Annotated in this window: 14 protein-coding genes; 3 read left to right on the forward strand and 11 right to left on the reverse strand. The window is 58.0% G+C overall.

The annotated features are described in order from the left end of the window. Positions 1 to 6: 6 nt before the first annotated feature. Both ROE7235_RS13490 and ROE7235_RS13495 read left to right on the forward strand, forming a co-directional pair. Positions 7 to 333 (forward strand): hypothetical protein, encoded by a 327-nt coding sequence (locus tag ROE7235_RS13490; protein ID WP_089279690.1) that lies wholly within the window; start codon positions 7 to 9, stop codon positions 331 to 333. Then, on the forward strand, positions 333 to 647 hold the full coding sequence (locus ROE7235_RS13495; RefSeq protein ID WP_089279691.1) for a hypothetical protein: 315 nt from the start codon (positions 333 to 335) through the stop codon (positions 645 to 647). The genes ROE7235_RS13490 and ROE7235_RS13495 overlap by 1 nt, the downstream gene beginning before the upstream one ends. Before the next feature lie 316 nt (positions 648 to 963). Here ROE7235_RS13495 and brxL read toward each other — a convergent pair whose 3' ends face one another. The 11 genes from brxL to ROE7235_RS13550 form a co-directional block, all read right to left on the reverse strand. Then, positions 964 to 3,051, reverse strand: coding sequence for a BREX system Lon protease-like protein BrxL (gene brxL / locus ROE7235_RS13500; RefSeq protein ID WP_089279692.1), 2,088 nt, complete (start codon positions 3,049 to 3,051; stop codon positions 964 to 966). Positions 3,052 to 3,062: 11 nt separating this feature from the next. Then, the gene (gene pglZ / locus ROE7235_RS13505) at positions 3,063 to 5,564 is read right to left on the reverse strand and encodes a BREX-1 system phosphatase PglZ type A (protein WP_121096032.1); all 2,502 of its coding nucleotides are present in this window, start codon (positions 5,562 to 5,564) and stop codon (positions 3,063 to 3,065) included. After that, positions 5,564 to 9,046: a BREX-1 system adenine-specific DNA-methyltransferase PglX gene (gene pglX / locus ROE7235_RS13510; RefSeq protein WP_121096033.1), complete on the reverse strand. Its 3,483-nt coding sequence runs from the start codon at positions 9,044 to 9,046 to the stop codon at positions 5,564 to 5,566. Before pglX ends, pglZ begins: the two co-directional genes overlap by 1 nt. Beyond that, positions 9,046 to 12,567: a BREX system P-loop protein BrxC gene (gene brxC / locus ROE7235_RS13515; RefSeq protein WP_121096034.1), complete on the reverse strand. Its 3,522-nt coding sequence runs from the start codon at positions 12,565 to 12,567 to the stop codon at positions 9,046 to 9,048. The genes pglX and brxC overlap by 1 nt, the downstream gene beginning before the upstream one ends. A 4-nt stretch (positions 12,568 to 12,571) precedes the next feature. Further along, the gene (locus ROE7235_RS13520) at positions 12,572 to 13,174 is read right to left on the reverse strand and encodes a DUF1788 domain-containing protein (protein WP_183073510.1); all 603 of its coding nucleotides are present in this window, start codon (positions 13,172 to 13,174) and stop codon (positions 12,572 to 12,574) included. Beyond that, the gene (locus ROE7235_RS13525; protein WP_121096035.1) at positions 13,171 to 13,812 is read right to left on the reverse strand and encodes a DUF1819 family protein; all 642 of its coding nucleotides are present in this window, start codon (positions 13,810 to 13,812) and stop codon (positions 13,171 to 13,173) included. The genes ROE7235_RS13520 and ROE7235_RS13525 overlap by 4 nt, the downstream gene beginning before the upstream one ends. Then, on the reverse strand, positions 13,809 to 14,660 hold the full coding sequence (locus ROE7235_RS13530; RefSeq protein ID WP_121096044.1) for a BrxR family helix-turn-helix transcriptional regulator: 852 nt from the start codon (positions 14,658 to 14,660) through the stop codon (positions 13,809 to 13,811). Before ROE7235_RS13530 ends, ROE7235_RS13525 begins: the two co-directional genes overlap by 4 nt. A 262-nt stretch (positions 14,661 to 14,922) precedes the next feature. Then, positions 14,923 to 16,302, reverse strand: a complete 1,380-nt coding sequence (locus tag ROE7235_RS13535) for an exonuclease domain-containing protein (protein WP_121096036.1) — start codon at positions 16,300 to 16,302, stop codon at positions 14,923 to 14,925. 95 nt (positions 16,303 to 16,397) lie between these two features. Further along, complete coding sequence (locus ROE7235_RS13540; protein ID WP_245963971.1) at positions 16,398 to 17,627, reverse strand: hypothetical protein; 1,230 nt, start codon at positions 17,625 to 17,627, stop codon at positions 16,398 to 16,400. A 12-nt stretch (positions 17,628 to 17,639) separates the two neighbouring features. After that, positions 17,640 to 18,944, reverse strand: coding sequence for a HipA domain-containing protein (locus tag ROE7235_RS13545; protein ID WP_121096038.1), 1,305 nt, complete (start codon positions 18,942 to 18,944; stop codon positions 17,640 to 17,642). Further along, on the reverse strand, positions 18,944 to 19,234 hold the full coding sequence (locus ROE7235_RS13550; protein WP_121096039.1) for a helix-turn-helix domain-containing protein: 291 nt from the start codon (positions 19,232 to 19,234) through the stop codon (positions 18,944 to 18,946). Before ROE7235_RS13550 ends, ROE7235_RS13545 begins: the two co-directional genes overlap by 1 nt. Before the next feature lie 470 nt (positions 19,235 to 19,704). On the opposite strand from ROE7235_RS13550, the gene ROE7235_RS13555 reads away from it, so the two are divergent. After that, complete coding sequence (locus ROE7235_RS13555; RefSeq protein ID WP_121096040.1) at positions 19,705 to 20,943, forward strand: tyrosine-type recombinase/integrase; 1,239 nt, start codon at positions 19,705 to 19,707, stop codon at positions 20,941 to 20,943. The last annotated feature ends 461 nt before the right edge of the window (positions 20,944 to 21,404 follow it).

Raw genomic sequence — 21,404 nt, forward strand, 5'->3', positions numbered from 1 at the left:
CTTTCCATGAACATCACTCTTGTGCCGCAAAGGCGGGACACACCGCTGGTCGCGGTCAAATCCGGCGATGTGCTTTGGCTCAACGGCGAGGCCTTTGATTTTGGCCCACTGCAGGACGGCGATGCGTTGCCCGCGGATGCCATCGCGTCGGACCTCTTCGCGGGGCCGGTGACGCGCATCACTGGGATCCTGCAAATCTCCCTTGTCCTGCCCATCGGCGCGCATGCGCCTGAGGAGGCGAGGTTTCCGGTGCCGCTTGTGGACGTGCCGGATGGTGAGATTGCTCTGCCAAACTTCGAGGTGATTGCGGGTATTGATGAGGAGGCTTTGTGATGGCCAATATTGATTTCTCAAAGGTGCAGACGACCGAAGCGCGGACGGCCCGCAAACATAAGGACCGTCGTGTTGCGCTAAAAGCCGAAGCCAGACGCCGCATCGCAGCGGTCTTTGACGACCGCACCCAGATGAACCTGGTCGGGGCGGCAATCGCAGGAGATCTCTCGCGCGCCGAGATGGTGGTGTTCCGTGCCTCTCGGCGATGGATCGCCGAAACGCTCGCGGCGTCGCGTGCCGCGGCATCGTCCGGTGCCGATCCGGAGTGGCCAGACGCCCCAACCGGACTCGCAGAACTGGTCGCCAGGTTTTGACAGACGCACGGGCCGCAAATCGCACGTCCTGAAGGTGCCGCGGTGGGGGACCGTGTTCTCGGCCTCAACCCACTGGGAAACGCCGGGCCGGAGGAATGGCCTGGAAGCACCGCATGCCTCGACAGCCCGCCGCACATCCGGCCCGCCGGTTCCAGTTAACTGTGTCAAAAAGCGGTGGCTCGAGTCCGATCCATGCCTGAAGTGTACCCCAACCTTTGCGGAAAGTCTTTTCCGGAAAGGGGCAACTTGTTGCACCCAAACTGCTGCTGCTACTGAACCTGCCAATCCCCGACAAGCTTCAGTTGATTTCTCACCATCAGGCTCCCTCACGCACGTAAGTCACATAAAAACCCTTGATCGTCCGGTGATCCTGCAGCCGGTCTCCAAGAGAAAACCCATCTTTTCTGATGGGCGCCTGGAAAATGTCCAGCCCACGATCAAGGACGATCTTCCAGCCTGTGTCGGTGGTTATATCGCGCGCATGGCCGGTACCGGTACCGTCGAAGACCCAAGTGAACTCAATACCGGTGCCTGCACAGGCGTCAGCTATGGAGTCGAGAAGCTCGCGCTGCTTGGCCACGTTGCCGTCATCTGGCCCTGTTACCAGATGAATACTGACCTGGTCTTCTGGCGGCTTGCGCTGGATGACCATTTCGACAAATTCCATCATATTCTTGATCTGGTAGAAGTAGCGGACATAAGGGTCGGTCACTACGATCTTGGATGCACCGACGATGTAGGGGCCAAATACCCTGTCGTAGCTGATACCTCTGCGGTTTTCAGCGAAAACATGATGTCCTTCAGCGAGCGCTGCTACTTTCGGTTTGGGGCGGCTGTTTTCGGCAGCAACGGATGCCTCATGGAGGGTCGAGTCCTCAGTCTGGTTGTCTTCGTTCTCTTCACCCTGTTCCTGTTCCTTCGGATCCAGCGCCGGTTTCAGATGATAGAATTGCGGATATTCTTCTTCTTCTACCGTGGTCACACGCCGCTTTTCGCCATCAGAGCCGGTGTAGTAGAAATCCACCTCAGGATAGGTCGCATCGATACGTGCCAATTGGTCCTTTACGCGCTTTCGGCTTTCAATTGCCAGGCGCAACAGCTCTTCGACATCCTCTGCGGTCTCGCCACCGTTCGGGAAGATCAACTTCAAGAACCCGGACATCGTTTTGTAAATGGCGTCACGATCGCGGGTCGATATCTTCTCACTGATCTTGAAATACTGGTCAGGTCGATGTGAGAAATCCTCCGAGCGCAGATGGCGCAGAATTTCCGCCAAATAATCCACGATAAAGCCATAGCCCTTGGTGAACATCTCGCCCCGGATGACGTCGACTTCCCAACCAGGAAGGTAGGAATGCAGACGGTCGATGAAAGCTGAGTCATGGAACTGTGACGGCAGCGCCTCGAAGAGATCACTGTTTTTCAGCATGAAGGGCACGTTGTGGTCGGTATTGCCGACAAAGGCAAAGCTGGCCTCGGCCCCCATGGGATTGACCCCGCGCGAGAAGGTCTTGTTGGCCATGTAATTTTTCATGATGTCAACGAGGGCCTTGTTGGCCTTCTTTTCCCGTCCCGCAAACTCGTCGAAAGCAACGACATCCCAATACCCCACCAGACCAATCCGGCCGTTGGAATTGTTGACAAAGAGCTTTGGGATCGAGACCTCGCCGCCGGAGATCAGCTGCCCGTGCGGTGAGAACTCCGAATAAATATGAGACTTGCCGGTGCCTTTGGGGCCCAGTTCGATGATGTTGTAGTTGCGCTCGACGAAGGGGATGAGGCGCATGAGCTGCAGCAGCTTGGCGCGCCGACCAAATGCCTCCGGATTGAAGCCAATGCTCTGCATCAGAAGGTCAATCCAATCATCGGTGTCAAAGTTCGACCGGGCTACGCGAAAAGCTTCGTAATCGACCTTGGCGATCTGGATTGGTTTGATTGTCTCAAGGATCCACGGTGAAGTCCGGGCGTCTTCGGCAAACTCATACTGGACGTCAGCGATGCACCAAACGCCGGTCACCAGCAGCTTTGGATGGGCCTTGATGGTGCCGCTGTCGACAGCCACCTTCTTGATCCCAAGGTTGTCAAAGGTTGCCTCGTAGCTGTCGGTTTTTTCGTTCAGCGACACGCTGATCTGGTCAATAACCTTGTAACGGCCCTTTTCCTTGATTGTAGACTGGATCAGCCCCGCCTCACTCCGGTGGACATAATGCTTGCGCAGGATTTCCTTGACGGTCTCGATCCCCGTACCGATCGAGGCCTCATCGTCGGTGGCACAATACTGGCCCAAGAGGTACTCGAGCACATAAGTTGGAACGATCGCATTGCCTTTGACGGCCTTGACCAGGTCTTTACGCACCACGAAGCCCGCGAAATGTTCGTTGATCCTGTCGTCGAGATCACTCATGGGCCCGCTCCTCAAAAGTCAAAATCGGTTGTAATGCCACGTTTAAGCTGGAAGCGATGGCTGGTGTAATCCTGATAGTGGCTGGTCTTTCCGACGCGCTCGCGCAGCTTCAGGAAAACGTCCTGATTGTTGAACTTGTCCGTGTCACGCGACAGCAGGAATTTCCGAGGCATTTCGCGTTCGCGCGCACTTTCGGACGCGAAGTCAAACTGCAGGACGTGTTCGTCAGAGATCAGGTTGCCATCAGCTGCGTAAATCCCCGCGATCAATTCCCTGGCCTGCATCTTTTCGGACACCGGTTGTGCTTGGTAGAAGACGACTGCAGTCTGCCCCGATGTGATCTGGCTTCGCCCGGAGACGATAATCTGCACCTCAACCTGGTTCACATCCGCATCGCGCTGCTTGCCAACGCGGATCACCGGGATGACGATCTCCTGTAGGGACGCCCCGCCGTGGACAAAGCGGCTGCCTGCGCCCTTCACCCTCAGACGATTTATCGAATTTGGGATCAAGACATCCAGGTCACCCGCCAGACCGAGGTTGGCAGAGCTGAACTTCTTCATGCCTGCAGTCGTGGCCAGTCCCCGACCGATCACGAAACGACGGTTTCGCATGAGGATTTCATCGCCTTGGGGATCTGCGATGGCAAAGTCGCTCTCGCCGAGGGCCCGATGCTGGTAGAGAAATCCGTGATCTGCCGTGATCAAGATGTTCGAAAAGTTCGCCGAAGTAAGCTTTCGGACCAGTTTCGTGAGGTCCTCGATCGCATCTTCCGTGGCCTTTGGCAGTTGGTCTTCCGTCTGCAGCTTGTCGCCAATTGCGTCGATATGGTTGTGGTAGATGTAAATCACGTCGTTGTCTCGGAAGAGCTCCTTGCCTTCGTCGACCCGCATGTTCTTAACATCTTCGGCTTTCAAGGCCTTGGCACGGTCCCCGGCGCGGCCGGATGAGAGCAGCTTTTCGCGAGCGGTCAGGCCTTGGGTGCTTTCGCCACCTGACAACACCGCACCGCTGCCTTCTGTGGAAAGTGTCAGCGCCTTGTTTGGCAAGAGGGCGGCCATGCCGAGCTGGGTGTAACTCGGCAAGGCACTGATCATGGGTTTCAGTTCAGCGTCAAACCGGTTCAATGCGCGAATGCGGCGCAGGCATTCCTCCGCGACCTCAAATCGGAGGGCATCCGACACAATGACCGCGACCTTCTGGTCCTTGCGGCGGAACTCAGCAGCCTGCTCTGTGTAGAAGGCGCTTTGGCGCGGATAGCCAGGGATTGCCCAATCCGTCATGCCGCTCACCTGGTCCTGCCAAGCATCGTTCAACTTCAGCAGGAAGCTATTGGTGTATCGGTTTTCCACTGCGTCATAGAGCTCTGCCAGCAAGGAGGAATGCCCGCTTTTCTGCATGTGGTAGATGAACTTGCGGTAAAGCTGATCGAGCTTGTACCAGCTGGTCACATACCGCTTAACGCCCTCGGCTGGGCTGGTCATGCCCAGGTTGGCTTCGGCCAGCGCCTGCTGGAACTCGGTGGCAAACCCGATCGCTTGGTAGATATCCTCATAGGTGGAGTACCAATGGCTCTGGCGACGTTCACGCACCCACTTCAGAACCTCGGATGCACTGACGGTCTGGGTCGACATCGCGTGGACCATCTGGCGGATGATGTGTCGGTCGATCTCTTCAAAATGGTCGACCGGCATCAGCGCACGGAAATCGCGCCGCGACAGATCTTCAGGGATCTTCAGAAGGCCCTGATAGCGTGTGGCCAACGCCTCGAATGCCGACTCCCAATGACGGTTGTTCTTCCAGCGCCGGAACACCAGCAGCGCCTCGGCATTCAGCTTGCCATCCTCGCCCAAAGCCCGGAAATAGGCCGACTGGAAAAGGGCAATGGCGAAGTCCTCGAAATCTGGTTCGGATGGCTGATAGCCATAGGCATTGCCGACCTGCTTCCAGAACACCTCGGTCAGCCCTGCGCGTGTCATCAATCGCATTGCGTCATCGCGGCCCTCCGCCAGATCCCCCAGCAGCGCCTCGATCACCGTGTCCAGGCCGCCTTCGGCACCCGCGCAGACGGCCAACATCCGCAGGCGGACCTGCGATTGGGTATCCGACGCCTGCAACAGCCGCTTCAGCTCGGCCACGCGGGCTTTGGAGCGGTAGAACTCCAAATGCTCGCGCACGACGCTCTCGAACTGTGGCGGCAGGCCCAGTTCGCCCAACCAGATTCCGGCCTGATCCGCCTTGAACACGGCGGTGGCCAGCTGCAAGTCCAGCAACCAGTTCTCGGCATTGGGAGGCTCGGGCCCGTCACCAAACACCAGAAACCGCGCCTTGGGGTCCTGCCTTAGCATTCGGTGCTTCAGGCCGAACTCGTTGTTGGCGATCTCGACCTTGGTCACACCGGGCAGATCCACGGCGTCAAACTCACTGCGCATGTCGCGGGCAGTGTCGTACCAAAAGACGATCCGGTGATCGTCGAACAACCGCCGCAGGCTGGCCGTGATGCGATCCGTCATCAGCTGACCCCGACGATCTTCTTCAGCGCTTCCCCGAACTTCGGGTAGTTCGCCTTCACACCGTCATCCAGGTCGATCTCGATCTTCGACTGCGCCAGCGGGAAGACCACCTCGCGCTCCCATTCGTTCAGCTCGTCGATCTGCTTGACCACCACGGCCACGTCCTTCAGCGCCTTCGTGCGCTGGCCTTGGCTGGCGCTCGGGTCGTCGGACAGCTTTTCGAGCCGCCCGCGCTCGGCCTGCAGCTTGCTGATGAACTCGCGCAGATAGTCGTTGAGGATGACTGACACCGTGTCGGCGCGATAGCGGTGCATGTACATCAGCGCCTGGAACGTGCCCTTGGGGCTGGAGATCATCCAGTAGATCGGGCGCTTCTTGTAGCGCTGCACATGGCTGGCGTAGAAATCCTTGGTGAAGTATTTGCGGATGTCCTTGCCAAGCGCGTCTTCGATATAGCGCAGGTTTTCGCGGAAATGCGCCTCGCCGAAGGTCACGCGTAGGAACAGGCGAAAGCGGTCGGTGATGTCATCAGGGAACCAGTCGGCGTCGAGCACGGGGATGACGTTGTCTTCGTCCGGCATGAATTGCGGGTCTGGAATGCGGGCGAGGTAGTCGGCCAGTGTCTCGCCCTGATTGGCGAGGATCAGGCCAGGGGCGTCGAGGCTGTAGCGGCCGAACATGCAGCCCACGGCGTAGGAGAGGAATTCGGCCATGGTGTCGGCGCGCAGACGGATTTCGTTGGCCGCCGCGTCGTTCTTGACGCCATAGCGATAGGCGGGGTTGCAGGTGAGGGTGATCTCGTTCAGCGGCACCTCGGGGGTCAGCTCGTCCTGCAGGCCATAGGCGTCGATGAAGATGCGGTTGTTCTCTTCCTCAAGGCGTTGCATCTCGTCGGTCATCCCCTGCCAATGGGTGCGCAGGGCGGAGTAGGTGTGCTCCAGCGACTCGGCGCGGTGGTCGGGTTGGAGCAACGGTAGCGTGGTGAAATCCCAAGAGGTTTCGTAGGCGTCCCAGTCGGATTTGCCTATCTCAACAGCATGATCCGCGATTGCAAGTTTATCTTCGTCGATGTGAATGACGGGGAGCCTTCCTATAGCTCCTTCGCTGTAATCAACTGTGGGCGATAGCGCTGAGATAAGCTTATCCACAACAGAGCTGTTTAGGAATCCCAAGACATTTTTTGCTTCGGTGGGATCATCTATCGGTGAGGATGATCCTTTGCTTTCGAATGCGAAATGTCGAGGAAGCAGCCGAGCTGAGAATGATCCGATGGTTAAGCTTGACCATGTGACGCCACCAACAAAAAAGTATTGTGTGTTCTGAGGGCGGGACCTCAACTTACCGCGATCATCAAAGAAGTTTCTGATTTCGTGGCCGTTATCTTTCCAATTCACCAAGTAATCGCAGTTGCCATACCAACGGCGAAATGCACCGCCTTTCGTGCAAGGAAACCACTTGGCACGCTCTTTTTCTACATCGTGGGTTTCTTCAGTCAAAGCTGCACTCTGCGTATCGACTTCATGCCAGAAACGCAAAAATTGCTCGTTGTCGCCAGTTTTGATGCCTTGACGCGGACGCGCAATTTCGGCCAAGGCAGTGCCATCTTCGAACGTCTGAATAGCTTTTTCGCTAAGCCAGTACGCAATTGGCGTGTCTGGAACTGATCGAAGAGCCTTCTGGCGAACGTGAAAGCGACCATAACTACGCTCTTGGAAAAGCTCTTCAATTTCAGCATTTGTCCGCACAAAGGAGAACTTTTCGAACAGTCGCCGTGCGATAAATGCTGTGGTCTGATCCGCGCTACTGTTGTTCACGACGAATGCGACAGCTCCGAAGTCCGCGCCAAAGACGCCGCGACCCAAGTGGATCAGCGAGTGAAGGGATTGCTTTGCAAGCAATCGAGACCGAAGCTTTTTATAGGAGTTGAGGAACATCCACGAAGGCAAATTGATCATTCCCCAAGTTCCTGCAGGACGATTGAGGGCGCGGCAACGGTCCATGAACGCGGTCATGAGGTCGGAACAGCTCTCCTCGAACGCGTCCTCGAGCCAAGCTGCCAGTGCGGGGTTCAACCCCTTCACGCCTGCATACGGCGGGTTAGCCACCACCACGTGATACTTCGGCGACAGCGCCTCGGCCATGCGCAACACGGCGACGACACGCTCTTTTACCTCCTTCAACAACAGATCACCGCCAAAGTCTCGCGCCTCGACCACCCGCAGCGTCTCTGCCGGATCGCGCAGTTTCGGCACGATCAGCGAGCCGAAGTTCTTGGCTTGCTCGAACTGCCCCAGCGTCTCGCGCAGCTCATCCGTGAACAGATCCTTGCCCACCACGGCGGCCACGTCCTGCATCTCGGCATCCGTAAAGGACACGTTCTGCAACACGCAGATGTTGGGCTTCGCCTCCATCCGCAAAAACCGCCGCCGCCCCAGCTTGGCCGCCGCCTTCATCGCCAGCGCAAAACCCGCCAGCGCGCCCGCGCGGTCGTCAATCTCGACCCCCGTCAGGTTGTGCGTCAGGATCAGCGCGGGGATCTCGGTCGCGTCATATCCCTCTTCCTCGTAGATGGCGTAGAGCAGGTCAAAGGCATAGGTCAGCATGTGACCCGAGCCAGCCGCCGGATCGCAGATGCGGATGTCTTCGGGCTTTGTGATCTTCAGGAAATCCGTCTCAGGCTCTTCCGGCGCGATGTAGTAGTCCATCCGCTCGGCCAGTTTCGACCCCGGCCGGTTCAGCAGCCACAGCCGCCCCAGAGAGTTCTCCACCAGATAGCGGACGATCCAGTGCGGGGTGAAAAGCTGCGTCGCGGCGGGGATGTTCTCGGCCGTGATCTTCTGGTTCTTCTTGAGACCTGCGAAGACCTGATCCTTCTTCTCCGAGATGTAGAACTGGTATAGCCAGCCGATGATCTCGACATCCTGACAGGCGTCCTCGGTCATGACCTTGCGCAACTCCGCGAGGATGGAAGTCTGTGACAGCAGATCCTCGGGCATCAACAGTTCGGTGTAGTCGTCGATCTGTTCGAAGAGGAACGGCATCGGCCCGTGCCACTGGTTGCAGGTGCGGACCAGCAGTTGGCGGTAAGCCTCGGCCTGCGGATCGGACGATGGCGTGCGGCCGTCCAACAGCGCCGCGATGCCCGGCGGCGCGCCCTCGGGCAGGTTGCCCGCCATGGCCTCGGCCAGCAGCTCCGGCCTTGTCGCGCCATCAGCGGGGGAGACGATGCGCGTGTTGGTGTAGCCGTTGGCATCCATGAAGCGCAGCGCAGTGAAGCGGTTAAACCAGGTGTAGGCGACCTGTTCGATGACCTGCCGCTTGCCGTCCTTGCGGATCGCCGCTTCCAGTTCCTTGATCGCTTTGGTGTGTTCGCGCCGCGCCGGGCTGCCCTCGGCCAGGACCATGTCAATCTTCGAGGTCACCTGATCGATCAGCAGGTTGCGGGCGGCCTGGGCGAATTTCTTGAGCGCGTTGGTGTCCATCAGACGATCACTTTCTTGCCCGCGCGGATTTCGACCAGCAGGGTCTGTTTCATTTGCTCGACGTATTGCTCAACATCGGCCTCTTCGGTGAGGAATTGTTTCGTGAAGACCACCTTGAGCTCCGAAGCGTTGACGTAGGTGGGCGTGACTGGCTGGATCGGTCGTTCGCTCATGCCCGGGATCGGCTGCATTGGGGTTGTCGGCTTGCCCAACCGTTCGACCTCGGCCAGAGTGCGCGGGAGCAGGTCCAGCCTCGCCCCATTGGCACGATCGCGCAGGATCGGGATCATCTTGACCCCATCCAGACCCGTCTTGTGGCTGTCGATACTGCGTTTGATACGCTCTTGGTCGTCTTGGGCCAGCGCCTGGAACTCGGGTGTTTGGGCAACCTTGTCGGCGCATTCGTTCACTGCCGCAATAACGGCCTTTCGTTCCTCCAGCACTGTCAGTTCCACCCGGTCCTTGAGCGCGTAAAGATCGGATTTTAGGGATTGGATTGCGGTGCCCTTGTAGCAGGCAGGATCGGCCAGCGCCTTGGAAATCGCATCGCCCGCAGCAGCATCAACATAAGAGATATTGGCCTCCTGATCGCGCAGGAACTCGCGTGCGTCGTCATAGATTTCCTTCTGCGCGCCGCCCATGAAGCTGCGGACCTTGTCCAGCACCTCTTCTTTGGCATCCAGAAGGTCGTCTTCCTGCTGGGGGGGCTCAGTTATGTACCAGGTGGCTGGTTTGCCGACCAAGGCAGCGATCCTGGTGGCCAAAGGCTCAAGCGCGGCCAGGAACGGGTATTGGAATTTCTGCGCCGTAAGTCGGTTCAGCTCATCTGCCAGAAGCTTGGTGCTGTCGGCCCATTCGGCGCCAATCGTTCTGGCATCGGTCCCATCCGAGGGAAGATCGAACAGTTCCTTGTAGAGCTCTTTCGCCTTTCGGATCTGGGCCGAGGTGAACTCGGTCTGCGGCGTCAGGAGGATATTGGCCAGCGCATGGCTGTTGTTCAGATTACGCGCCAGATCGGCTCGCTCCAGAACAGTGCCATCAGAGCGCGCTTCAAGATTGCCTTTACCGGACAAGCTGGCTGCCAGACAAAGCACAGCGGTCGTTGGCCAGCCATAGGGTTTTCCACCGAAACGCTCGGTCAGGTATTTGACCGAAACCTTCACGCCGTTTCTGGCTTGGCCCTGGACGTAGTTCAGCACATCCTGCTCAGCTTCGGTCAGACCTTCGCCGTTGTTGCCGAAAAGACCGCTTTCCGGGGAGGCCGCCTTGATGATGTCGGCCTCGACGTAACTGACCCCGCGCAACATCGGGAGGTTCACATGGACCTTGTCGACCAGCCCCTGAAATCCTTTGACGATCCGTTCCTGCGGTTCTTCACCTCCGATATCCAACTCATCACCACGGACAAACATACGTGCGTCGGCCACCAGCTTGCGCAGGCGCAGTTCGAGGTCCTTGTAGCGACGGCTGTTCTGATCGCCTTTTTCGGCTACGATCCGATCCCGACCGGGCTGCTGAGATCCAGCACGCGCCTGGCGAATGAACTTGTCCGTCTGCTTGAAGAGCGTCAGGTCCCGGATGAATCTCACGTCGGGCTGAAGCACGACCGCCAGTTCTTCGCGGCTCATGTTGCGCATACGAACCGCTTCCGGCGCTGCTACATCATCGTTGAACGGGCTGATCACATTGATCGCCAGTTCATACTCGCGGCCCAATAGGTGGTCATCGAGCTTGCGACTGAAACTATACTCATGGCCCGTGGTCATATGCTTTATCTTGCGGTGGCGCAGGATCGTGTCAAAGGCCAGCGCTTCCATTTCCTTGGAAAGTTCAGACGGATCGACATCGAGCCCTTTGATTTCGGCTTCGATATCCTTTTCCTCGTTGGTCAGGAACTCGTAGACCTCTCCGTTGCGCTGGATGAGCGTGTTGCGCTCCAGAAACGACAGCGCTTCCTCGATCTTGCGCCTCTGCTTGGCTTGATCGGTATCGAACTCTGACAGTAAAAGCACGCTGATGTTACGCACCGTCGGCTTAAATTCCTTAACGTATTTGACCAGGAACAGCGCCTTCAAAACCCGGACGGCAAAGGGGTCGATGTCCTGAATTTCCTTTTCCGCGATCTGGATCGATTGCTGAGCTGCAGATTTGAGGGCGGTCCGGATGCCTTCGAACATAAGATCAAAGGTAGCGAGCCCGCCAACCGGCTGATCAGCCAACTTCTTGGCCACCTCTTGAAACACGCCCAGCATGGAACGTTCCCCAATCGAGCTGTGCTTGCCCTCAAAGGCATTGTGTTGCGATAGCGACGTGATCGCCATCTGGAACAGCATGTATTGGTAGGGAGGAAACGGATAGCTGGACACAAACTGCTCGCGGCCATCGAAATTCTTCAGCTTGATCGAGCCGTCAGTGAAGTCGAACAAAGTCTTGAGGTTGTTTTCTTCGCGGTCGTGCAAATTGCCCAAGGTAATCTGTCCGGCATCGGTCTTCGACAGCAAGCGTCGCTGTATCACCTCGGCCACGTCCGCAGAGTTCAGTGGCATTTTGACTCCAAAGCGCGCCATGATTTTCGAGAAATCCTGAGACTGAAACGCCTTCCCGTCTCCGATGATCGCTTCCATGTCTTGCTGTGAGGTTACGATGACCCATGCCTGACCTTTGCACTTCGTGTTGAGGCTTTCGGCAATCGTCTGCAAGTTGGTCATCAGCTTAACGTTTTCAGCGATGTACTGGCCGACCTCGTCCACGAAGAAGTTCAGGCGAAACTTGGAACCCTGTGTGTCGATCCAAGCCTTTACCTTATTGGCAAAATCCTCGATCGAAACCCGTGTGTCACTGCGATACTGACCAAGAATATCCTGGGCGTCGGACGGATCGCCGTCCGTAACCGAGGCAAAGGCAGCAGCGATGTTTCTGCGCTCCAACGCGGCTTGTTCGCGTCCCCGCTCCCAAGGTTTGCCCGCCGCTGCTCTATAAGCCGACGCGAAGGCCGCAAGCTGGCCGCGCTCATCAAGATCCCGTTCAAATTGAGCGATGTGCGGCAGCTTGCCATAATAGCCGCAAGCCTCATCAAAGACCTTCTGGAAAACTGACAGCAGAGCATCGACGTCCGTCTTGGAGATGACGTCTGCCTTCTGGTCGATGTTGAACAGGATCGATTTCGAGGGCACTGAAATCGCTTTGCGCAAGGCGCCGGCCAGCATAGGGTCATCGGTCAGTTTTTCGGCAAAGACATCAAATGCGCGCACTCCATCGACTTCGCGATTTTCCATCAACAGCGCGAGCATTTTCAGCAGATGCGATTTGCCCGACCCGAAAAACCCGGAAATCCATACGCCATTGGCGGTATCGTAATTGTTGTAAGCCTCAAGGAAGGTCTCCAGGCGCCGACCGATCTCGTCTGTGATGACATACTCGTCGAGCTCGATCCGCAGGCTTGCTTCATCGTCGGCCTTGATCACGCCATCGATCGGGCGGTCAACGGGCTTGGCGAAAATTGTTCTCAGAGCAGTGGTCATCGGGTCAGACCTCGTAGTTCAGAATGTTGAAAGCGCGGTAATATTTGTCATCGTGAAGCAGACTGAAGAGGTCCAGCGATCCACCCGTGGCCGTGGAATGAGTGTAGCTGCCTGGAAAGAACAGAACCGTGGGCCTGTCCTTCGCTGTGCTTTGAAGGTTGTTCAGCACATTATGGGAACGAATGTAGGGATAGACCTCGCCCACGCCTGAAAGGAAAATTACGTCGTGGGGCTGACTGTCGATGGCCGCGGCGATCTTGGGGATCAGGTGTTCATGGACATCCAAGACGCCTTGCAGCAGCTCTCGCAGCTCGGATTTCTCCATGCCTGGCTCAGCGCTCAGCACGTCTTCAAGGATCCCGCGTTCTTCAAGAATGCCCAGCGAAAGCTCGTACAGGCTGAGGTCGAGAACCTTCACGCCAGAATGACCTATCCGCTCGATCAAGTCGGCGCGGTCCTCCGTCATCGAGAGGCCTTCGCTGGCTGGGAAGGGGCAGATAAAGAACGGCACCTCATTCCCAAGGCCTTGTTTGGTCAGAAACCGCTCGCTGGTGATCACACGATACAAGTGCTCGGCGCGCTCTTTGCGGGTCAGCTGTTCGCTCACGGTTTGCCCCCCTCGGCCATAACTCCTGGGAATACCGCAAGGTCAGATGGCGTGTTTGCTTCAATCAAAGCCCGAAGCGAGGTCGACAAATAGGTGGATTGGATCCGACGATCCTCAGAAATCACCCCGGCTTCGCGCATGATCTTGAAGGCAACCTGACGCAACCGAACACGAGTCGCATCCGCAGTCGAAGCCAGAGTGTCATCCCACTCAGCCTTCTGCTCTATGAAAAGGTCAAAGCTTTCTATAGGGATCTCCAACTGATAGGCCAGATAACGATCTTGCACGACTTCCACGGCAAATTCACGGACAAGTCGGTATGCCCGGCATATTGAAAGCCAAAGAAGCAGACGCTGCTCTTGCCGATCTGCGGTGTCCACCAAGAACTGCAATTCCTCATCGCTCAGCGTTTCAAGGCGATTGGTAATCTCGCGTAGCACCCGGCGTTTGGACTTTTCTTTTGGCAGTGAAGTCAGCCCTTCAGATTGGGCCAGTGCGATGGTCTCAATCCAATTTGAGGTCTTTAAATAGCTGGCGGCAAGGTCAATGCTTTCGTTCAGAAACAGTCCGCCAGATGTGAATGACATTTTGTAAGGCTGGTCCGCCCCAATGTCTCCCGATCCTCTTGCCAATGTCATCCAATGACCTCTTGGCGATTGAGCAAGACGATCTGCTGGTGATGTGGTTCGCGTGCTTCAGGATCCGTGTCGAGCCCCAGACGCTTCAGGGCGTAATAGAGCAGCGCACGTCTAACCGGAATCTTCCCTATGCCATCTTGCATGCCATAGTCGAGTGCGATGACTTTCTTCTGGGTTTCGGACAGTTCAGGATGAGGGCAAATTTCAAGAGTAACGTGATCGTGCCACGCCGCGTCCGCTGCGTCAGTGATTTCACTTGCTGCGACGCCTCGCGTCGTGATCATCCGCGAGAGCAGGAAGTCCTTGAATATTTCATCCGTCAGGCAGAACGCCCGGCTGTGCCAACGAAATCCGTCGAACGCGATAGCATGCGGGGCAATCCAGCGCCAGCGCGGCTCTGGGTTCGAAAGCGATTGGTATTTCACCTCTATCGCTTCAGCCTGCCGAATGGCGCCAACAACCGAACGTAGAGTTTCCGGCTTTACTCCACGGGCGGGGGCCGGTGCAGCGTCATACGACGGAAGATCGATAATCCAGCAGTCTTCGCGATCGAGGATGTCTTCTCTCACCGACCTTAGTTGTGCGAGGTAGCGCGCCGCGTCTGGCGCTTGAAACCACGGCTCAAACTGAGGGCCTCGGACATACGTCCTAGCGCTCTTGTCGTAGACCATGTTGTTCGGCGCGAGCGCGATATAGCGGTTCAGGTCGGATGACGCCTGGTTCACCGACAGACCGAACTGCTCCATCAAGTCGCTCCGGTTCACATGGCTCTCCCAAAACAGTCGAAACTCAATGAACTCGAGTCGTTGCTCGACGCCCCAGCGCAGTTTCGACCTATTCCCTTCCAACACGCCCTCCTGACATCTCGGCCCACACCAAAAAATATGCGCGCACATTTTTTGGACTGTCTACACGGTATCCGCGAAACGTCGAGCAATCAAACGAAAACCAAGGCGGGTTGGGCAAGGTGACGAGGCTTCATGACGGGCACATGGAGAGGCAGATCATCCCGTAAGAACTGAAAACCCGATTATTAAACCCATCGCGCCGAAGCAGACCGGACGAAACAACCGCCAACAGGTTGCCCTCAAATGCTTCAGGCCGCACACCTTACCCTGCTGGAAGATCAAATTGTCTCAGATAGGCTTCAACCTCACGGATCATCGCCTGATCCAACGCCTCTTCTAGCTGCAGCTCGTCAAGTTCGTTTTGGGCCCCTCTTGTTGTCATCCATTCCGTCTCTGGCGCAACCGGCGCGGACCAGCGATCCCGAAGCCACGCGGTGTACTGCGCCCGCTCTTCCGACGAAAGGAGCTCCGGCGAATGGAACGCCAGCAGGCGACGGCCAAGCTGGCGCAGGCGGGCGTCGCTGAGCATCGAGATGATTTCCTGCCGCCTCCGCCAGTCCACTCCTTGGAACTCCGCAAGCAGGGCCCTGTCGGCATGGCTATAGAACCCGCCAAAGATCTGCTTCTCGACAGGCGGCGCCGAGGTCACCGCATCCTCGGGAAATCGGGCAGACAAAGCCCGAGCGACACGCGCCCGGAACTCAGGTGCCTTCGCGATCACCTGTGCCCGCTGAACCTGCGCAGCGCTGGGCGCTCCAACACATAGCAATGCTGGCAACTTGTTGATTGAAACAGAGCGGATGATCTTGGGCACGGCGTCGACGGCGGCAAAGAGAGCGGCGTCATCAGCGGCGATTAGGTCAGCCGGATCCGCGGAATCGAGGTCGAAGAATGCCGCCTGATTAGGGTTGCTCTCCGAATAGCAGCAGAAGCAGCCAATCGTTGCGCGCGGGGGACTGCCCCCGAAGCGCTCGATCAGTGCCATGGGCTGGAATGCCTCGAGGCGGGTCTTCACATGCGCCTTTTCCCGATTGCTCAACAGCTCTGCCCAAAGCGCCGGGGCGCGCTGGGCGATCTGCCCTGCAATATGGATGGTCGCCTCAACGTCCCCCAGCGCATCATGTGCGTTGTGTCCGGCAAAGCCATTCAACGGAGCGACGCGATCGAGTTTGAATTGGACCCGCCCATTTTCGTCGACGGGCCATCGGAACAGGTCGGGTTGGCTATGCCAGACCGCATAAAGCGCCGTCAGCACGTCGAAACGTGTGTTGCCGTTAAATTGGGTGGCGAAGATGTCAGGCTGCAGGTTCTGGTAAAATGCCTGGCGCAGCATCTCCTCATCAAAGCGGATGCTGTTGAACCCGGTCCAGATCGTCGGTGACCAGCGGTTGATCAGCGTCCCGATTGATTGAGTGAACTCAAAGAGCGTCGGCAGGTCCGGGTCCAGCAACTGCGCTGGGCACACCCCGGTGACAGTCAGCGCCCAAGGGGATGGGATGATGTGCGGCGCAATCCGGCAGCGCAGATTAACCCGCTCGATCTCCCTGAATTCGTCATCTGTCAGAATGGCGGCGAATTGCAGCGGCTGATCGAAGGCGGGCGAAAGGCCTGTGGTTTCGAGATCGTAAAAGGCAAAGGTCATGGGCGCAGCCTAACTTGTGAAGCAGAATTCGTCATCTGCCAAACACGGCGCGCCCACTCTCCAGAAGCTGCTGGTATTCCGCCACTTTGCTCCATCTACCCATCGCCCTTTTCGATATCGGCGATCAGAGATTTCAGCCGCGTTGACATGATCACGTCCGTAGCGGTATTGGCCGCGAGCCTCTGGAGTTCCCTCAGCATAGGGCCCCGCTGCCCGACCCGCGCACTGGCGTCCATGACATGGGTGACAGCCTCATCAATATCGAGCGGGCTTGGTTCATATCCGCGCCCAGCCAGCAGATGTGCGATGGCATGAAGGCCGATTTGTGCCGCAAAGGCTGGCTCCTTGATCGCGAAATCCCGCGCCGCGCGGATCAGCGTCGCCGGTGCCGCGTCAGAATGCGCTGCGCAGTCGAGTGCAAGATCGAGGCATCTTGCGGTCTTGGCGGCGGCAAACCATTTTCCTTTGGACCCGTGGCTCTCGATCAAATCGACGAGGATCATGCGCGCGTCGAGATCAGGATAGCGCTTCACCAGATCGCGCCACATCGCAAGATAGGTGTTGCCCGAAGCGGTGGGGAGGCCGAAGCGGCGATAGGCTTCGTCCTCACGCCCCTGCCGGACCAGAATGTCCTCACAGAACCGCGCGATTTCGTGGTGACCCCATTGGCGGCCATCATCCTTCAACAGCGCCTCGGCGAAGGCCAGAGCCTGGTCTTCGCGCCCCTGCCGTAGCTGTGCTTCAGCGCCGAACTTCATATCGAACCACAGAGACGTCTTCTTCAGCGCCAGAAGGGCCATCAATTCGTCGTAGCGCCCAGCCTCAAGCAGGCAGGACAGCGTTAGCGTGCCCGTCGTGACATGGGAGAACCGCTCGTGATCCGCCCAAGCCCCTCGCATCATGTCGAGATCGCAGTCGGCATGCAGGTTCATCAGCGCAGGGTATGCCGCGATCTGCCCAAAGCGATCGGCTAATGGCGCGAGATAATCGACGCCGTCGTCCTCGATCGCCTCGCGCAGTTGCTCGAGCCATTTCGTGCGGGTTTTCTCATCAGCAGGTGCCTCGATCAGGACCGGCAGCAGGTCTTCGAGCGTCCGGCGCACAGCATTGCCAAGCGCACCCGAGGACGTGTCGATATGCTCGAAGGCGGGCCAGATGCGCTGGGCCAGCGCGATGACACCCTCGGCCGCGGCGGTCGGGTCAGTGCGCGCGACGGCCCGGATCTCTGTGCTGGCCGATTTCAGCCGGTCAATGGCCTTGGCAGACGACTTCCAGCTGTACGCGCCAGCGCGCATGCCCAGTTTGAATGCCCATTTGTGCGTCACCTTGCCCGCCATCTATAGCCTCCCCGCTATGCGCAGCGCATTAACTTCGACAGCTTCCGCAGTCTGCGTGACATAGCCCTCTGTCGCACCCTGAAGTGCTGCCACCTCGGCTGTGACCTTCACCCTACATGCCACAAGCTTGTCAACGAGGTCCTGGACCCGGTTTCTGACATCGGTCGGGCGATAGCCAATGTCGCGCGCCATCTCCTCCCAATGCCGTCCCGCGATCATGTCCGGTGTACGCTTCCTGCCAGCGATGCTCTGGGCGTAACTCTGGACGACATGCGGCCAAGGCAGGACCGAGGACACGTCGTAAAGCGGGGCAAGGCGCGGCGCTGCCGCGACCGGCAGGATCAGCGAATAATTCTTCGCATGGGCATCGGTGTTGGCGACCAGAATGTTGAAGATGACCTGATCAAGCAGGGCAAGGGCGTCGCTTGCGCTGACGTGCCGCCCGGTCTCAAGCAACGTCATGAGGTCCAGCCCGCGCAGTGTGCCGCGCTCGTATTTCCGCCCGGGGGGAAAGCCATTAGCCTGTGCGAAATCCTCTTGGTGAAGGCGCAGGACCTGACCATTCCGCCCAAGCCTGCGATCATAGCGCAATACACCGATTGCCGTGCGCCCAGATGCCTTGAGAATCGTTGCTTGTGCAGCCTCAATGCCGACGGCCTGCGCCATCCGCAGGCACCAGACCTCGTTCTCGGTGATGCCGGGCAGATTAGGATTGTCCGGCTTCACGATCAGTGTGGACGGGGCACCGTTGAGGGGAATGGCGAGCACGTCATCCGGGCCGGGCAAGCGCAGCACAGGCACGCCATCTGGACCAAGGACGGCCAAAGCAGACTTCTTCTGGCCACCGGCGAGGGACTGGCGCACCCCTTCCTCGCCCACCAGAAATGGTCTTCGGCCAAGATCTGCAAAATGCCGCTCCAGTGCTTCCTGCGCATCGCCGGTGCCGTAGAAACGCGTAAGCGGCGTGTAGGCCCAGCGGCTGGGATCCGCAGGCTCCCCAAAAGACAAGGCGCCCGCAGTATCCCCGCCAATCTCTGTCAGCACGGCCAGCACATCAGCCTGATCCAGCCCCAGTGAGCGCGTCAGGACCTGAAGCTGTTCTTCCTCCGGGAGAAGGTTGGCAAGCCAAGGCGAGATGACCTCGGACGGATAGGCCTCGGCGCGCAAGGGCATGGTGACCGATAGCGGAAACGCCCCTGCGGTCTGCAGCCATCTCTCGCCGTAGCGCAAAGACAGCGTGCCATCAGCGGCAACATCGACATCACCAACCGCCAGCGCATCGAACCAGGTCGAGACCGAGGTCATCACAGGTAGTCTCCAAGGTCGTAACCCTGCGGAGCGTCTTTCGTCTTGGTGTCCGGTCCAGGCGACGTATCATCCATCAGGGCCGAGAGCGACACACGCAGCGCCGCCGCAATCTTAGCAAGTGTCGTCAACCTGGCATCACGCTTCCCCGTCTCGATCAGTGACAATGCCGGAGCACTGATCCCGGTGAGGCGAGCGAGCTGGTCGAGGTTGAGGCTCTGCTCTGCACGGATCGCCCTGATGCGCCGCCCGACATCGGCAAGAAGCTTCCGCTCGTTTTCGATTGACATGGCGAGGCTCCTTACCGTTATCGGTAAGGATAGACAAAGATGCGGGATCGCTCAAGAGTTCTTATCGTTATCGGTAAAACAACACGGGTTTGGGTTAAGAGCGATCACTGTTTACCTTATTGGATAATTTCTTCTGACTGTGGCTCGGTAATCCGGTCGGTTCATCTGCGACACATCAAAACCCGCGAATGCAGCCCAATGTCGGCGAATGCCCGCGAGTGCGGACGAATGCCGTTTTTTGGTCGTGGTGTTGATGTGGCGTTGATGTAAACTGCAAAACGCCCTGTGGTATTATGATACCATCAGGCAAGCGTTTGATATTGTGTATTAATTTGGTTGCGGGGGTCAGATTTGAACTGACGACCTTCAGGTTATGAGACTTATCTGAGCGTGGCTCTAAGACGTTGTGTTTTCTGCGATTTCTGCGTAGCGTGTTGTAATACAATGGTTATTACAGGACAGCGCAGGTCATGTCTGGACAGATCATTCCACTCGATTCGCTTTCGCGTGCGGACACAGCGCGGACACAGCGCAAATCTGTCCGCATCAAGGATCAGCTTGTCCGCGATCTGGACCCGCCCGCCAAGGGCAACCGGATTGTGTATGATGACAAGATTTCAGGCTTCGGGGTGCGGATCACGGCGGCGGGCAAACGGTCGTTCATCCTGAACTATTATTTCAAGGGCCGGGAACGCCGGATCACGATTGGCGCGTATCCTGAATGGACGGTGCTGGCCGCGCGCAAGCGGGCTGAGGAATACCGCCTCAAGATCGCCAATGGCATTGATCCGCTGGAAGAGAAGCAATCGGCCTATGCCGCGCCCACGATGCGTGAATTGTTCAAGCGGTATGATGAGGAATATCTGCCCCGCCTCGCCCCGCGCACGGCGGCGGATATCCGGTCGATGTTCGCCAAGATCATCCTGCCCCGGCTCGGCGCAAAGAAAGTGTCTGACGTGACGTTCACGGATTGCGAGGCGCTACACCGTTTCGTGTCGCAAGATCGGCCTGTCCGCGCAAACCGGGTGCATGAGGTGTTGCGGCGGTCGTTCAATCTGGCGATCCGATGGGGCTGGGTTGCGGACAACCCGGCGGCACGGGTCGAGCGCAACACCGAACACAAGCGGGCGCGATATCTGACGCAAGATGAGATCGGGCGGCTGCTGGACGCGCTGGATGCGCACCCGCAACGGACCTCCTGCGCGGCGATCAAGTTCATGCTGCTGACCGGGTGTCGGCGCGGGGAAGCTTTGGGGGCGCGCTGGGACCAGTTCGACCCTGCCCTGCGCGTCTGGGTCAAGCCTGCGGCCACCACCAAGCAACGGCGGGAACATCGGGTGCCGCTGTCCTCTATAGCCTCTGGCGTACTTCAAGAGCGGCAAGCCATGCTGGACGCCCTGCCCCAAGACAACCCTTTGCGACTGTCCGGCTTCGTCTTTGCGGGCGATGAGGGGCGCGCGCTGGTCGATGTAAAGCGCACCTGGGCGGCGGTCAGCAAAGCGGCGGGCCTCGGCGCTACCCGTATGCATGACCTGCGCCACACCTTCGCCAGCATCGCGGTATCACAGGGCCAAAGCCTGCCCGTGATCGGGGCCATGCTCGGCCATACCCAACCCCAGACAACCGCGCGCTATGCCCACCTGTTCGATGATTCGCTGCTGAACGCGGCGGAAATGGTCGGCGCTTCGATCAGCAAGCGGCCTTCCTAGCGGTCAACTCAGGACATTCGCGGACAAGAACAGACAAGCAACAGGTTTTGCTTGACGGGTGATCGTGGCCGCGTGCACGATAAATACGGCTTGAATGCTGCGCCGGAGACGGAACGGTATCGAGACCATCGAACATACGACGAAAAAGACATCGCAAGCATCATATCCCCCCGCGCTTCGCTGCGCTGAACGGCCCGGAAACTGGGCCGGATCGGCGTGTCTGATTTAAAGTATGGCCGCGACTCCCACAGAGTAGGATCAAGGATCGCGGCCCCTCATAGAGGGTTCGAAGGATGAATTTTCATCACAACCAATCGTCAGAAATTCTGAGCAATGTGAATCCCGGAGACAAAATGCCCACAGAAACGGTCTGATGATCTGACCGTCGCGGAGTAAAATTCCGCAATCTGACACCTGAAGCTGATGAGCGGAGGGTGGGGAGATGTATTCTGTGGACTTAT

The organism is Roseinatronobacter ekhonensis (assembly GCF_900499075.1).
Lineage (GTDB): Bacteria > Pseudomonadota > Alphaproteobacteria > Rhodobacterales > Rhodobacteraceae > Roseinatronobacter > Roseinatronobacter ekhonensis.